This window comes from Alphaproteobacteria bacterium (genome assembly GCA_033344895.1).
In the GTDB taxonomy this organism is placed as follows: Bacteria; Pseudomonadota; Alphaproteobacteria; order UBA8366; family Aestuariispiraceae; genus Pacificispira.
This window is the reverse complement of the sequence record JAWPMN010000001.1, coordinates 3,463,834-3,478,519: the sequence shown is the minus strand read 5'-3', so window position 1 is coordinate 3,478,519 and position 14,686 is coordinate 3,463,834. Positions and strand designations below refer to the sequence as shown.

General features: G+C 62.1%; 15 protein-coding genes. 6 read left to right on the top strand and 9 right to left on the bottom strand.

All coding sequences use genetic code 11. The annotated features are described in order from the left end of the window. Positions 1-21 precede the first annotated feature (21 nt). Complete coding sequence (chrA, locus tag R8L07_16740; GenBank protein MDW3207189.1) at positions 22-1,377, bottom strand: chromate efflux transporter; 1,356 nt, start codon at positions 1,375-1,377, stop codon at positions 22-24. Next, the gene (locus tag R8L07_16735; GenBank protein ID MDW3207188.1) at positions 1,374-2,195 is read right to left on the bottom strand and encodes a sulfurtransferase/chromate resistance protein; all 822 of its coding nucleotides are present in this window, start codon (positions 2,193-2,195) and stop codon (positions 1,374-1,376) included. The genes chrA and R8L07_16735 overlap by 4 nt, the downstream gene beginning before the upstream one ends. A 208-nt stretch (positions 2,196-2,403) precedes the next feature. Here R8L07_16735 and R8L07_16730 point away from each other — a divergent pair, with 208 nt between their 5' ends. From R8L07_16730 to R8L07_16720, 3 genes are all read left to right on the top strand, one after another. Beyond that, positions 2,404-3,369 carry a D-glycerate dehydrogenase gene (locus R8L07_16730; GenBank protein ID MDW3207187.1) on the top strand — a complete coding sequence of 322 codons (966 nt, stop codon included), beginning with the start codon at positions 2,404-2,406 and terminating at the stop codon, positions 3,367-3,369. A 123-nt stretch (positions 3,370-3,492) separates the two neighbouring features. Continuing rightward, entirely contained in the window at positions 3,493-4,266 is a 774-nt protein-coding gene (locus tag R8L07_16725) for an isocitrate lyase/phosphoenolpyruvate mutase family protein (GenBank protein ID MDW3207186.1), read from the top strand. A gap of 76 nt (positions 4,267-4,342) precedes the next feature. Further along, positions 4,343-5,023: an SDR family NAD(P)-dependent oxidoreductase gene (locus R8L07_16720; GenBank protein ID MDW3207185.1), complete on the top strand. Its 681-nt coding sequence runs from the start codon at positions 4,343-4,345 to the stop codon at positions 5,021-5,023. 10 nt (positions 5,024-5,033) lie between these two features. On the opposite strand, the gene R8L07_16715 is transcribed toward R8L07_16720, so the two are convergent. Then, positions 5,034-5,603, bottom strand: a complete 570-nt coding sequence (locus tag R8L07_16715) for a CGNR zinc finger domain-containing protein (protein ID MDW3207184.1) — start codon at positions 5,601-5,603, stop codon at positions 5,034-5,036. Between the two features lie 91 nt (positions 5,604-5,694). Between R8L07_16715 and R8L07_16710 the strand changes: the two genes are divergently transcribed. The 3 genes from R8L07_16710 (at position 5,695) to R8L07_16700 (ending at position 8,796) form a co-directional block, all read left to right on the top strand. Then, entirely contained in the window at positions 5,695-6,576 is an 882-nt protein-coding gene (locus tag R8L07_16710; protein ID MDW3207183.1) for an alpha/beta hydrolase, read from the top strand. Positions 6,577-6,742: 166 nt separating this feature from the next. After that, positions 6,743-7,432 carry a GGDEF domain-containing protein gene (locus R8L07_16705; protein MDW3207182.1) on the top strand — a complete coding sequence of 230 codons (690 nt, stop codon included), beginning with the start codon at positions 6,743-6,745 and terminating at the stop codon, positions 7,430-7,432. 119 nt (positions 7,433-7,551) lie between these two features. Further along, a complete protein-coding gene (locus tag R8L07_16700) occupies positions 7,552-8,796 on the top strand; it encodes a Xaa-Pro peptidase family protein (protein ID MDW3207181.1) in 1,245 nt (414 codons plus the stop codon). 48 nt (positions 8,797-8,844) lie between these two features. Here R8L07_16700 and R8L07_16695 read toward each other — a convergent pair whose 3' ends face one another. The 6 genes from R8L07_16695 to R8L07_16670 form a co-directional block, all read right to left on the bottom strand. After that, positions 8,845-9,804 (bottom strand): hypothetical protein, encoded by a 960-nt coding sequence (locus tag R8L07_16695; protein MDW3207180.1) that lies wholly within the window; start codon positions 9,802-9,804, stop codon positions 8,845-8,847. Between the two features lie 62 nt (positions 9,805-9,866). Continuing rightward, positions 9,867-10,460 carry a hypothetical protein gene (locus R8L07_16690; GenBank protein ID MDW3207179.1) on the bottom strand — a complete coding sequence of 198 codons (594 nt, stop codon included), beginning with the start codon at positions 10,458-10,460 and terminating at the stop codon, positions 9,867-9,869. Between the two features lie 23 nt (positions 10,461-10,483). Continuing rightward, the gene (locus R8L07_16685; GenBank protein ID MDW3207178.1) at positions 10,484-11,674 is read right to left on the bottom strand and encodes a cyclopropane-fatty-acyl-phospholipid synthase family protein; all 1,191 of its coding nucleotides are present in this window, start codon (positions 11,672-11,674) and stop codon (positions 10,484-10,486) included. A gap of 158 nt (positions 11,675-11,832) precedes the next feature. Then, positions 11,833-12,906 carry an endolytic transglycosylase MltG gene (gene mltG / locus R8L07_16680; GenBank protein ID MDW3207177.1) on the bottom strand — a complete coding sequence of 358 codons (1,074 nt, stop codon included), beginning with the start codon at positions 12,904-12,906 and terminating at the stop codon, positions 11,833-11,835. Positions 12,907-12,955: 49 nt separating this feature from the next. Next, entirely contained in the window at positions 12,956-14,221 is a 1,266-nt protein-coding gene (gene fabF / locus R8L07_16675) for a beta-ketoacyl-ACP synthase II (protein ID MDW3207176.1), read from the bottom strand. Positions 14,222-14,423: 202 nt separating this feature from the next. Next, positions 14,424-14,657, bottom strand: a complete 234-nt coding sequence (locus R8L07_16670) for an acyl carrier protein (protein MDW3207175.1) — start codon at positions 14,655-14,657, stop codon at positions 14,424-14,426. Between the last annotated feature and the right edge of the window lie 29 nt (positions 14,658-14,686).

The following is a 14,686-nucleotide window of genomic DNA, read 5'->3' as shown; positions in this document are numbered from 1 at the left end:
CGCTTCTCATACACTGAACCGTCAGAACACCACCCGGGCCACGAGCCCAAGCCCCGAACAGATTGCCAGCAACCCGACCACCCCGATCCGGCCGGAAAAGAGCAGCAGCGCAGCGATCAGGAATATTGCCACCGCCGCTGGATCGACACTCTGAACCACCGGCAGTTCAAGTCCTGAGGGCGCCCATGCCGGAACTTGCATTTCGGAAAATCCGACCCTCAATCCGAACCACAGGGCCATGTTTGCGACCACCCCGACGACCGCCGCAGTGATACCGGCCAATGCCCCTGCAAGTCGTGGCTTGCGCAAAGCGGATTCGACATAGGGTGCGCCCAGAAAGACAAAGGCAAAACAGGGCGCAAAGGTTACCCATAGGGTCAAACCGGCCGCCAGAATTCCGCCGGTGACGCCACAGCTGCCGTGGCCAGCCAGAAATCCGACAAATTCCAGCACCAGGATCAGAGGTCCGGGCGTGGTCTCCGCCAGGCCGAGCCCCGACAGCATCTGGTCCGGAGTCAGCCATCCGAAAGTTTCGACAGCCTGCTGGGCGACATAGCTCAGGACCGCGTAGGCGCCGCCGAAGGTGACCACGGCCATTTTCGAGAAGAAGACCGCCACATCGGCATAGAGGCCGCCGATCGGGATCAACGCCAGAACCGGTAAAGCCCATAACAGCAACGCCAGCAGCCCAGAACGCCGGGCGGATGCCGCATGCCTGTCGGCACGGCCCGGATCCCCGAGCGCGAGTCGGTCCAGCAGGCTTTCTTCGCCGTTGTCTGCGCTGCCGTGCCCTCCCCCTGCGAAGAGCCCGGGTCCCGCCATCCCGATCAGGGCCGCCGCCAGCACAACGATCGGAAAGGGCACATCAAAGGCGAACAATGCCACGAAGGCACTGACCGCCAGCGCCCACGGCAAGGGACCGATCAGGGCGCGCCGCGCAATCCGGACGACCGCATGCGCCACAACGGCGACCACCGCACAGGTCAGTCCGAAGAACAGCGCCGATACGAACCCGACCTCGCCGTACAGTACGAAAACCAACGAAAGGCCCAGCATCAGGACAGCGCCGGGCAGGATGAAGGCAAGGCCCGCGATCCATCCGCCGCGCGCGCCATGAATCAACCAGCCAAGATAGGTGGCAAGCTGCTGTGCCTCCGGCCCGGGGAGCAGGGAACAGAAATTGAGCGCGTGTAGGAAGCGACGCTCGTCGATACACCGCCGCATTTCCACCACTTCCCTGTGCATCAGAGCTATCTGTCCGGCCGGTCCGCCAAAAGACAGACAGCCGATCCTGAACCACATCCGGGCGGCCTCTCCGAAAGCCGGCGCCGAGTTCTCGACAGTTCCGATCCGATCGGACGTTGCGATCTGCGTCATTTGCCGCCTCCCGTCCGCATGGGCCAGTCATGACCTTCGTCCGTGGCGTCGCGGCACCAGCGGTAGAACGCGTCATAGACCCCCAATGCGGCGTCCAGCTGCTGCAGGTCGTCCCTGTACATTCGGGACAGTCCAAGCGACGCCGCCAGCAGACCTGCACACTCCGGGGCGAGGTCCGGACGGGCGGTATCCGCACCGCGGACGATGACGGCAAGATGCTGCAGCGCCGGATGCACCAGTTCAAACTCTCGCAGCATCGTATCGAAGGTGCATTCCTCGCCGCGATGGCTCCAGAATACGCCTTCCAGGTCGAACGGCTCGGCCGAAAACCGGTCCGCGACATCCATGACCTCCGCCGGGGATACGAACAGGAAGGCCGCGTCCGGATCGACGAACCGGCGGATCAGCCAGGGACAAGCGACCCGATCGACCTTGGGCCGCGCCCGGGTGACCCACAGCGTTCTTCCCCTGGCATCGCGATCCGGAAGACATGCCGGGTTGATCGTCGGCAGGCCGGCCTCGATCCAGGCGACGGCTCCGCCCTCCAGAGTCTCCGCCTCGATGCCTTCCGTGCGCATCAGGGCCGCGACGCCCTGGCTGAGTTTCTTACCCTTGTGACAGATGACGACACATTTCCGCCCCGCATAGTCGGACAGCCACGATTGGACATCCGTGTGACGGCGCCGTCTCGCTCCGGGCATGAGGCGCGGGCGCGCCGCGAAATCTTCGTCTATTCGGATATCAATCAGCGCCGGACAATTCGGCAGGCCGATGAGTTTGGACAATTGGGCTGCTGTAATTTCAGTCGGAGACGCCATAACACGTCCTCCCTTCCATTCAGGGTTCACAGGACGCGACTCTTGGGCTGACGCCTCACGGGGCGATCGCATGCCCCAGTGGGGCAACGATACGAAGCTCCTTGAATCCAGTCAATATGTTGGCATTCCTGTCGCTGCCGTACATGTTCCGCGCTGCGGCGTCGGCATAAGCTGCGCGCCAATGTCATTTTGTCTGGGGAGTTTCCTGATGTCCGTTCGACCGAGAGTGCTGGCCACCCGTCTGATGCCCGAAGCCGTCGAAACCCGTTTCCATGCCGAGTTCGACGCCGTTTCCAATGCGGAGGACCAGCCTCTGGACAGCGACGCCGTAATCAATGCGGCCGACGACTGCCGGGCGATTATCTGCAGCCCGACCGAAAGGATGGACGCGGACACCATCGCGCGGCTGCCCGAAAGCGTGGAGATTCTCGCGACCTTTTCCGTCGGCTGCGACCATATCGACCTGGAGGCCGCGAAAGCACGGGGGCTGATCGTCACCAACACGCCCGATGTGCTGACCGACGCAACGGCCGACACCACGATTCTGTGTTTGCTGGGCGCGGCACGGATGGCGCAGGATTCGGAACGCGTTCTGCGCCAGGGGCGTTGGGGCCGCTGGGCTCCGCGTGACATGCTGGGCGTGCACATGTCCGGGAAGCGCCTCGGTATCGTCGGCATGGGGCGGATCGGCCAGGCGGTTGCCCGCCGCGCGCAGGGCTTCGGGATGTCGGTGATGTACCACAACCGCCGCCGCCTGAAGTCACCCGACGACCAGGGTGCCGCATTTTATGCGGATGCAGCGGAGATGCTGCCGCAATGCGACTTCCTGGCCCTAACCTGCCCGTTGACGCCCGAAACGCACCACTGGCTGAATGCCGAGCGGATCGCCCTGCTGCCGGATGGCGCGGTTGTCGCCAACACCGCGCGCGGGCCGGTCGTGGTGGATGACGATCTGATCGAGGCCCTGAAGTCCGGCAAGGTCTTTGCCGCCGGCCTGGATGTCTTTACCGGCGAACCGAAGCTGGACCCACGGTACCTGGACCTGCCCAACGCGTTTCTGCTGCCCCATATCGGATCGGCCACTGTCGAGACCCGCAACGACATGGGGTTTCGATGCCTGGACAATCTGGCTGCGCATTTCTCCGGCCGTCCGCTCCCCAGCCGGGTCGTCTGATTTCGGTTGAATATCCGCGCGGGATAATGTCTGAACGTGTGATCCTCAGGCACATCGCGCGATAGCAGCCATCCATGCAAGGTCGGTGCGCTTGATGCACTCTCCCGGGAAAGGAACCACACCGTGTCGCAAGTGGATAAGGCGCGTCAGTTTCAGGCCCTGCATGTAAAGGGCCGCCCTGTCATCCTTTACAATATCTGGGATGCCGGAAGCGCGAAGGCGGTTGTCGATGCCGGCGCCCCAGCCGTGGCGACCGGAAGCTGGTCTGTGGCGGCTGCGCAGGGCTACCCGGACGGCGAGGCACTTCCGCTTGAGACGCTTTTCGGGATCGCGCGCCGTATCGCGGCTGCGGTCGACGTTCCGGTGACCATCGATTTCGAAGGCGGCTATGCCGAAGAACCGGAACCGGTCGCGGCGAACTTTTCGGCCTTGCTGGAGACAGGCGTTATCGGCGTCAACTTCGAAGACCAGGTGGTCGGAGGCAACGGGCTATACCCCATCGAGCGGCAGGCCGCGCGGATTTCAGCCCTTCGGAAAGCCGCTGACGCCATGGGACTGCCTGCCTTCCTGAATGCCCGAACGGACCTGTTTCTGCGGCAGAAGGACAAAGGCCGACACCCCGACATGATCCCGGAGGCAAAGGCACGCGCACAAGCCTATGCGGATGCCGGGGCCAGTGGCTTCTTTGTGCCGGGCCTCGTCGACCCCGATGGCATTCGGGAAATCTGCGACGCCAGTCCGCTGCCGGTCAATGTGCTGAAAATGGGCGACGCACCGGACCTTGCCGCTCTTGCCGACCTGGGCGTTGGTCGCGTCAGCTTCGGGCCCGCCCCCTATTTCCGGGCCATGGAGGAACTGGCCATTCACTTCCGAGCGGAAACCGGATCGGCCGGATGATTAGGCCTTGCGCCGGGAAGCAGTGACCCCAGCTATCAGAGGGTCACACTCTCCCTTGCGCGAAAGGATGCCGCCCATGACCGACCAACAGGAAACCGCCTTGATCGTAGGTGCCGGATCGGGGCTGAGCGCGTCCCTGGCACGGCTATGCGCGCAGGACGGCATGGCGGTGCATCTCGCGGCGCGCGATCCGGATAAGCTCACCGGCCTGTGCGATGAGACCGGGGCGACGGCCCATCGCTGCGACGCCACCGACCCCGCGGCAGTGGCAGCCGTGTTCGACGCCCTGCCCCGCATACCCGACCTCGTCGTCTTCAACCCGTCGAAACGGGTGCGCGGCGGCGTTCACGAACTGGACCCTGCCGAGGTCAAAGAAGCGATCGAGATTACCTGTTTCGGCGGTTTCGTTGTCGGACGGGAGGCGGCACGACGCATGCTGCCGCGCGGCAGTGGATCGATCCTGTTTACCGGCGCTTCGGCCAGCGTGAAGGGCTATGCCAACTCCTCCACCTTCGCGATGGGCAAGTTCGGATTGCGCGGCCTGTGCCAATCCATGGCCCGCGAACTGCAGCCCAAGGGCATCCATGTCGGACACTTCGTCATTGATGGCGCCATCGCCAGCGACAGCCGCTCCTCCGACGACGACCGCTTCCTGTCTCCGGATGCGATAGCCAGATCCTATCTGAACCTGCACCGGCAACACCGCAGCGCCTGGACCTGGGAAGTCGAACTGCGCCCATGGGTGGAGACGTTCTGACCCTCAGGGATCAATCGTCGGACGGCTTTTGGCGCGCATTGTAGGCCCGCTTCTTCGCCCGATTGCCGCATCGCGACATGCTGCACCAGCGTCGCTTGCCCGGTCGCGAGTAGTCGACGAACAGGACCGAACAATCCTCCGCTGCACAGCGCTTCACCTTGGCGAAGTCGGGACCGCTCAGCAGGTCGATCGCGTCGCGCGCGATTTCGCCCAGCACGGCCTCCAGTGTCGTGTCTTCCGACGCCATCACACTTCGACCATCCAACGCCAGGCGCGGCGGTGACGGGAAGGTCGCCGCATGGTCGTTGATGCGCGCGATGTCGTTTACGTCGGGCGCCTGATTGTCATACAGCGCATCCGCGACACGCCCGATGCTGTCCCTGAGGTTCCGTACGGTGGCAAGATCCTCGGACGTCACCTTCGCCGGCAACGGACTCCCCGCGACCGATGCAAACCATTCGGCCAGCGACTCCGGTTCTACCAGGCGCTCGAGTGGGGAGCCGAAGCGATCACCCAGCGTTGCGGCCAGGTCCAGACACCGCCGCCCCGTGTCGGTATGGAAATCCATCTCGGAGATCATCAGGAAACCTCACATCATTTTGGCACTAGTATAACTGGTTCCACACTGATAGTCTACGGCACCATTTAAACCGGTGCCAATGGAGACAGCCATGCCCAGCACAACATCGTGGAACGATTTTCAGCGGGAAATGATTGAGACCGACCATGGACCCATGCTGGTGCGGAGCGCCGGTTGCGGCCGCCCCTTGCTCATGCTGCACGGCTTCCCGCAGACCGGGCACACCTTTCGCTACATTGCCCCGGCCCTCACAGACCAGTATCGGGTTATCGTGCCCGACCTTCCCGGCTACGGCGCATCCCCCGGCCCCGCCGCCATGGAAAGCGGCGCCCCCTTCGACCGCCGTTCGGTGGCACGCACTCTCATGCACCTGATGGCCGATCTCGGCCACGAACGGTTTCTGCTGCTCGGCCATGATCGCGGTGCCCGGGCCGCCTATCGCCTGGCCCTGGACTTCCCCGAAGCCGTGGCCGGGCTCGTCTCCATCGACACTGTCCCAACGGTCATTATCTGGGAGGCCATGACCTACCAATCGGCAAACAAGGCCTTCCACTGGCCGCTCCTTGCCCAACCTGCACCATTGGTCGAAGCCATTCTGCATGGCGCTTCCGACGTCCTGATCGGACACCTGATCGAGCAATGGGCCGAGAAGCCCTTGGAACCCCAGGCAGTGCAACGCTATCTGGCGGCCTATCGGAATCCGGCAGTCCAGGCCGGTGCAGCGGCTGATTATCGCGCGGGCGCCGGACTGGACCTCGATGCCGACCGCGCGGATCGGGAGGCAGGACGAAAGCTCGCCTGCCCTTTGCTGGTGCCCTATGGGCGTGGCTATACGAAATCCGACCCGGACCAGGATTGGCGCGTCTTCGCCGATGACATCCGAACGATCTCGATCGATTGCGGCCATTTCGTCCAGGAAGAAGCCCCGGAACAATTGATGCCAGGGTTGCGGACTTTCCTCCAATCCGCGTAGCGATACTAGGAATCCGATTCCGACTCCGCTGCAGAAAATCCCCGGTTAACAATATGTTAACACGTTGTTAACCAGGAAAACCCGCAGGACTCCGGGATTCTGCCATCTGGCACGCCCCTTGCCATTTCGAAGGCAGAACGACACCGCGTGACGGGAGAGGATTGGGATGATGACCGAAGTTCTGAACAAAGGTGCCTTGGTTGCTGTGAGTGGCGGGGATATCCCGACAGCGGCTTTGGTCCGGGATCTGACCAGCGACCTGCCGGACGATCTGGCAGAGGCCCGCAACTATCGACGGCTGCTGGAGGATGCGCTCAGCATGGCGATGGAAGCCCGCGCCGAATTGTCTGACGCCCAGCGCCGGATTGCGGTGCTGGAACACCAGGCCCGAACGGACGAGGTCACTGGGCTGCTCAATCGTCGCGGGTTTGAAATTGCGATGGAAGGCGCCTTGGCGCGAACCCGACGCTTCGGCGAAAAGGGGGTGTTGGTCATTGTCGATCTGGACGGTTTCAAGACCATTAACGACACCCACGGCCACGCGGCGGGCGATCTTGTGCTTTCCGCGGTTGGGTCGATCTTGTCCCGGCATGTCCGAGATACGGATTCCGTGGCCCGGATCGGCGGCGATGAGTTTGCGATCATTCTGACGGAATCCACCCCCGAAGGCGCCAGGAAGCGTGTTCGCAGTCTGGACCGATTGCTGAACTACGCCAGCGTCCCCTGGCACGGTATTCAGATTCCGATCCGCGCCTCTTTCGGGTCCGTTCCCTATGGACCGAAGGATCGCGCCGACACCTTGTTCGAACGCGCCGACGAGGCAATGTATGCCCGCAAACGCGGCCGGTCGGCGTGATCGCGGCAGGAATGTCGTTTCCGAACCATTAGTGTCGCTTCCGGGGGACCCCTGCCCCGCCAAATGCCGAAATCTGGAACGGTCATTCGTCCGGGCGGAGTATTTCGGGAGGCAGTGCGATGGGGTTGAACGCAGTCGGGGGGCTTCGACAAAAGGCCCGTCAGCATGGCGCCATGGAATACTCGGACGCGCCTGTCGACCTGAATGTGGTTCGCGGCTATCGGCTGGAACGGCTGAGAGCGAAACTGCGCGAGGGCGATTTCGCCGGCGGCCTGTTCTTCAATCAGTTGAATACCCGCTATGCCACCGACGCCACCAACATGCAGGTCTGGTGCGCACATTACGAGACGCGCTGCGTCTTCGTCTGTACCGACGGGCCCGTCGTCCTGTTCGATTACGCCAACCATCCGCACCTGGCCGAGGATCTGCCCGGCGTCGACGAATACCGTACGATCCCTTCGTTCTATTTTTTCACGGTGGCCCATCGCGGCCCTGACCGGGCCCGTCTCTTCGCGGATCAGATCGCAGACCTGGTGCAGAAACATGGCGGCGGGAACCGCCGGATCGCGATCGATCACCTGTCGATGATGCCGACCGAGGCCCTGCGAGAGCAGCAGTTGAGCCTGCACGAAGGGGAAGGCCTGGCGGAACTGGCGCGTTGCGTGAAATCGCCGGAGGAACTGGCCCTGATGCGAAAGTCAATGGAGGCCTGCGAGCAGGGTATCCGGGAGATGCGCGATATTCTGGAGCCCGGCATCACCGAAAACGCGTTGTGGGCCAAACTGCACGAAGTGAACATTCGGATGGGCGGCGAATGGATCGAAACCCGCCTCCTCTCGTCCGGTCCCCGAACCAACCCCTGGTTCCGCGAATGTTCCATGCGACCCATCGAGCGCGGGGATATGGTCAGTTTCGACACCGACCTTGTCGGCCCCTACGGCTATTGCTCGGACATCTCCCGCGCCTGGATCTGCGGCGCGAAGCCGACCGATGAACAACGCCGCCTCTATGCCAAGGCTCATGAGCAGATTGAGCACAACATCGCCATTCTGGCCCCGGGCCGAAGCTTCCACGACGTCACGATGGATGCCTGGGAGATCCCGGAGGAATATCTGTCCAACCGCTATGCCAGTTGCATGCACGGTGTCGGGCTGGCCGACGAATACCCATCGATCAAGCATCGCGCCGACTTCGCGGCGAAAGGCTATGACGGCCTGTTCGAGCCCGGCATGGTGATTTGCGTGGAAAGCTTCATCGGCGTCGAAGGCGGCCGTGAGGGCGTGAAGCTGGAAGAACAGGTCATCATAACCGAGACCGGCGTCGAACGGATGTCATCCTACCCCTTCGAAACGGACTGGCTGTAGCCAAGACGCCGCTTTCCACACGGTCGGAAAGGGCCGCATATCGCGGGATCAGCAACCGGTCGTCGGCGACAGCCCGCCCAGCAGCGTCACGGCCTTGAACGGCATTGCCTCCTGGGGTGACACGGTGACCGTAACCGCGTCGATTACCGCATAATCCCCCGCAGCGTTCAGACGCCAGAGATTCGTAGCCTTTTCCCCGCCAAAACCGGCATCCAGGCAATAGGGGTCGGTGTCACCGTGAATATAGAGCATGGGCTTGCCGAAACGCGCCGCCGCCTGCCGCAGCCGTTCCCGAAGATCCGCAAAGGCGTCGCATTCCTGCGGGTTCTGCACGCTACACCTTCCGCGCCCCCAGGGCTCTGTCAGATCCGCTTGCGCAGCAACGACCAGCGCGGCGGCACCGGTTTCCTGCGCGTAGGACACAGCTGCCTCCAGCCATTGCGCATTCGCCGTATCGCGGGCCTCCACCCGCGCAAGAGCCTCTTGGACGTCATCGAGCAGGATCTGCTTCCGACCGTTGTTGGTGCCGACCACATGCAGGGTCACGAAGATCACATCGTCATGGCGCCATCGGGCATTTTCCGGATAGCCGCCCTGGCGCACGACATCCAACTCATTCGGTGCCTCCGGCGGTGGCTCGAAAAAGAGCTGGCGGAGACGATCCAGGCGATCATACTCCCGCATCGCGATGCCGGAGGAATCGCGATCGCAATCCGTCCATTCATTGTCGCCCGGCGTATAGAAGACCCGCCCCGGCTTCAGCGCATAGATCGCGTCTCGTCGCGCGGTCAGCAGCCCATCGGAGCAGATCTCCTTACTGCCCTTGATGTCGCCGACATGAATCACAAAGGGAATATCCGCCGCGGTGATCGCCGGGGCGATTGTTTCCTGAAAAGCCTCGTCTTGAGCGGAATTGTAGGGCAAATCACCAACTACAATGAAGCTTTGCGCATGAACCGGTCCGGCGACCGACAGAAGCGCCGCGGCGGCCAAGGGTAAACATTTCATATTCCAATTCTCCGAATGCGACATACCACCTTAATCGGGTTTCGTTACTCCGTCGCGGCGGTTCAACCGAAGAGAACGGCGCAAGCAATCAATCCCCAGATTACGACGCACACCAGGAAAAAGACTTTCTCAAAAAGGAATGCATGGTCGTGCAGCATTTGAACCGCTTCGTCCGAGGCCCGCTGAGCATCCTGGGCACGACTGGATATCTCGTAGCTCAGAATACAGAACCCAGCCCGAAGCATCCCGACACCCGACCGGCAAAGTTGCGAATAGCGCGGGCGGTCGGACCACTCCGCGTCCCGATATAACGAATCCGCATCAATCAGACGGGTGAATCGGGGAATGAGTTTGGCTTCATCTTTAACCTCGATTTCCCTGACCTCCCGAAGGATGCGCCGTATCGTCAGATACAGAAAGGAATGCGCGCACCATGCGCCCAGGTTGAAAACGACCCCGAAGAAAACAATCGCTAGAAAAATGATACCCTTGGTGAGTCCGGACCAGTTATCGATGCCATTCTGTCCGAAGAGGAACGACGACAAGACCCCTACGGCCAGGTTCAGAACCACCACCGTCCGCGTCAGATCGAACAATCGGTCATAAAAGGACATTGCCCGGTCCAGCAGTTCCTTCCTGTAAGGATGATCCTGCATAACGCCCCCTCCAAACCGGACCGTCAATTACGGTATAGGTAGGCACGGGTTCTCGGCACGGCGTCGATCTTGCGCGCGAGTTGAACCTGGAACACACAGAGTTCCTGAATCCGGAAACTCATCTCACACCCCAACAGGTACAACTCCCACATTCGGCAGAATTTCTCGTCATAGAGCGCAAGGACCTTGTCCCGGTTTGCCTGAAACCGCTCATGCCAGCGTAGCAGCGTGTCCGCATAGTGTTCGCGCCAGACCTCGAAGTCGGTCAGCCAGAGCCACTGTCTTTCGATCGGTCTGGTGATCTCCGTCAGGGTCGGCAGATAGGCACCAGGGAAGATATACCGGCGCATCCACGGGCTGATCGGTTCCGGCGTGCCCATGCGTCCGATCGTATGGATCATCGCAATGCCGTCATCCTTCAGGAGCGCCTTCACCTTCGCGAAGTATTCATCGTAATGCCGGGGGCCGACATGTTCGAACATGCCGACCGAAACGATCCGGTCGTAGCGGTCTTCCAGCAGGCGGTAGTCCTTCAACTCGAACCGGACGCGGTCGGAGATACCGGCCTCCCGGGCACGTTCGTTCGACACCTTGTGCTGTTCGACCGACAAGGTCACACCGGTGACGTCACAATCATAATTCTGTGCCAGATAAAGCCCCAGCCCACCCCAGCCGGACCCGATGTCGAGTACCTTCATGCCGGGTTCGATTCGCAGCTTCTTCGCGATATGGGCCTTCTTGGCGATCTGCGCGGATTCCAAGTCGGTTTCCGGCGTCTCGAAATAGGCGCAGGAATACTGCTTGTCGGAATCGAGAAACAGCCCGAAGAACTCGCCATTCAGGTCGTAATGGTGGGCGACATTTTTCTGCGCCCTGCCGATGGGGTTGTAGGTTTCGACAAGATTGAGAAGGTTCTGACAGAAACGGCTGACCCGCTGCGGCAGGCCATCCTGCTGCGCCGCCAGGTTGCGGCCAACGACGTAGAGGAAGTCGTGCAGATTGCCCTGTTCGATGGTCATCGTCCCGTCGACATAGGCCTCGCCGATCCGCAGGCGCGGCCACAGCGCCGCCCGGTTCATCGCCCGGGAATCGTGGAACTTGATCCGAACCGGTTGGCCGGTGCCGTCACCATAACGATGGACCACGCCATCGGGGCGTTCCAGCTCAAGCGATCCGGATTGTATGAGATATTTGAGCAGCAGATGTAGCAGCACGTCGAACGCTCCCCTTACGAAGACCGCACCGCGCCGCAAACAAGAAGTGCAGCGCTGAATTGCACCCTGTTTCCACGAGACAATTCAAGCAAGTAGCAGAATTCATGGCAAGGGATTTGCCAAACAGCCCTAAAGGATACCCCTATGGCGATAGAAAGCTAGTCGGTCTGACTGCGGATTTTTCGCCATTTCGCCACATTGCGGTTGTGCTGGGCGAGGGTCTCGGCGAAGGCATGACCGCCGGTCCCGTCGGCGACAAAATACAGCTCTTTCGACTCCACAGGATTCAGCGTCGCTTGCAGCGCGTCGCGTCCGGGGTTGGAGATCGGTCCGGGGGGCAGTCCTTCGACGCGATAGGTGTTGTAGGGGTGCTCCACCTTCCAGTCCTGCCGTGTCAGGGCCCGCCCAAGGGGCGCCTGGCCTCCGGTCAGGGCATAGACCACCGTTGGGTCCGATTGCAGGCGCATGCCCCGGCGCAGCCGGTTGACGAAAACAGCGGCAACCCGGGCCCGTTCGGAGGCGACGCCGGTTTCCTTCTCCACGATGGATGCCAGAATGACGGCTTCCTCGGGGCTGGAAATCGGCAGATTCTCCGCTCTGTTTTCCCACAATTGCTGAAGGGTTTCATCCATTGCCGCCTGCATGCGGGCAAGGATATCCGCGCGGCTGTCCCCCCGCCGGTACTGATAGGTTTCCGGAAGCAGGCTGCCTTCCGGCGGCGCCGGCGGCATGGCGCCGGTCACACCATCGGCTCCGGCCACGATTTCCAGGATCTCGGCCACGGTCAGCCCTTCCGGTATCGTCAGGAAATGGGCCAGGACATCGTGGTCAATCAGCTTGCCGGCAACCTCCTGCTGGCTCGCGCCGGCTTCGAATCGATATTCCCCGGCCTTGAGGCGGGTGTGCTCCCCGGAATAGCGCAGCATGGCGATGAACACTTCGGGATGGTCGATGACACCCGCCTGTTCGAGTTCGCGGGCAATCCGCTGCAGGCCCGATCCCGGCTCGATCACGACCACCGTATCCTGTGCCAGCGGCCCGGCCTGGCGATGGACATCCTGCGCCCATTTGAACAGCCACGCCGCGCCGCCGCCGGTCAGCAGAACCAGAAGCAGGAACGCAACAAGGGCACGACGAAGAATACGCGCCGCCGAACTTCTGCGCGGCGGCGCATCCTTCTGTTCCGGGCTCTGCCCCTTGTTGTGGGAGTCTTCGGAATGCTGGTCGGTCACGGTGTCGAGCGTCCGCCTACTTGGTTTGGAAGGCAGGCGCCCCGTCGGATCACGACGGGGACGGGCCGAAGATCACGCTGGCATTGGTGCCGCCGAAGCCGAAACTGTTCGACAGGGCGTAGTTGACCTCCCGCGTCTGGGACGTGTGGGCCACCAGGTTCAGATCGCAGCCCTCCGACGGGTTGTCGAGGTTCAGCGTCGGCGGAATCTTGCCGGTCTCGATCGTCTTGACGGAGAAGATCGCCTCCACCGCCCCGGCCGCGCCCAACAGATGGCCAATCGCAGATTTCGTGGACGACATCGCCAGCTTGTAGGCATGGTCCCCGAACAGCCGCTTTACCGCACCCAGTTCGATTTCATCCCCCAGCGGCGTCGACGTGCCGTGGGCGTTGACGTAATCGATCTCTTCCCGGGCGATACCGGCATTGCGGAACGCGTTCTCCATGGCCCGATATCCGCCAGAGCCATCTTCCGCCGGTGCGGTCATGTGATAGGCGTCGCCCGACAGACCGTAGCCCAGGACTTCCGCATAGATCTTCGCACCGCGCGCCTTGGCATGTTCCAGTTCTTCCAGGACCACGATGCCCGCGCCCTCGCCCATGACGAATCCATCGCGGTCCTTGTCCCAGGGACGCGACGCGCGTTCCGGCGTGTCGTTGAACCCGGTCGACAAGGCGCGCGCTGCGGCGAATCCGGCAACACCGATGCGACAAACCGCGGATTCAGTCCCGCCCGCGACCATCACGTCGGCGTCGCCGAACATGATCAAGCGTGCGGCATCTCCGATGGCATGCGTCCCCGTCGCGCAGGCCGTAACCACCGCGTGATTCGGGCCGCGGAAGCCATGGACGATCGACACATAGCCGCTGGCCAGGTTGATCAGGTTGGCCGGAATGAAGAACGGGCTGAGACGGCGCGGACCGCGATCGTCAAGAATCTTGCTGCCTTCGGCAATGCCGCCGAGGCCGCCGATGCCGGAGCCGATCATGACCCCGGTGCGATCCAGTTCGTTCTGGTCCTTGGAGGTCAGTCCGGCGTCTTCCACCGCCTGCTGGGACGCGGCCAGCGCATAGGCGATGAACGTGTCCATCTTCTTCAGGTCTTTTTTCTCGACCCATTCCTCGGCGTCAAACGCCCCTTCGGACTTGCTGCCCTTGGGGATTTCGCCGGCGATTTTGGCTGGCAGGTCCGATACGTCGAAACTCTCGACGGCCCGAATACCGGATTGACCGGCAATCAGCCGTTCCCAAACCGTGTCGACTCCGACACCCAGCGGCGTCACTGCGCCCAGACCCGTCACGACTACGCGTCTCATGATCGTCCCATCCTTAAACTGTCGGTCCCACTACGATGCACAGGACACAAAAAAGCCCGCAAGACGTCGCGACCCCGCCACAGCCGTCACTATCGAAAGACGACTGCCTGGGGACCGTGCCGCAGCGGGCGCTGCGCCGACATACGGCGCGGCAGATACGCGGCGAGCGGCCCTGAACGGGCCGCCCGAAACACGCGCTGTGTTACTTGTTCGCGGCGATGAAATCGATCGCATCCTTGACGGTCGCGATCTTCTCAGCCGCGTCGTCCGGGATCTCGCAGTTGAATTCTTCTTCGAACGCCATCACGAGCTCGACCGTGTCGAGGCTGTCCGCGCCCAGATCGTCGATGAAGCTGGCATTGTCGGTAACCTTTTCGGCATCAACACCAAGATGCTCGACCACAATGCTTTTCACACGCTCCGCAACGTCGCTCATATCTGTCTTTCCCTTGTCTGCCGCGGCCA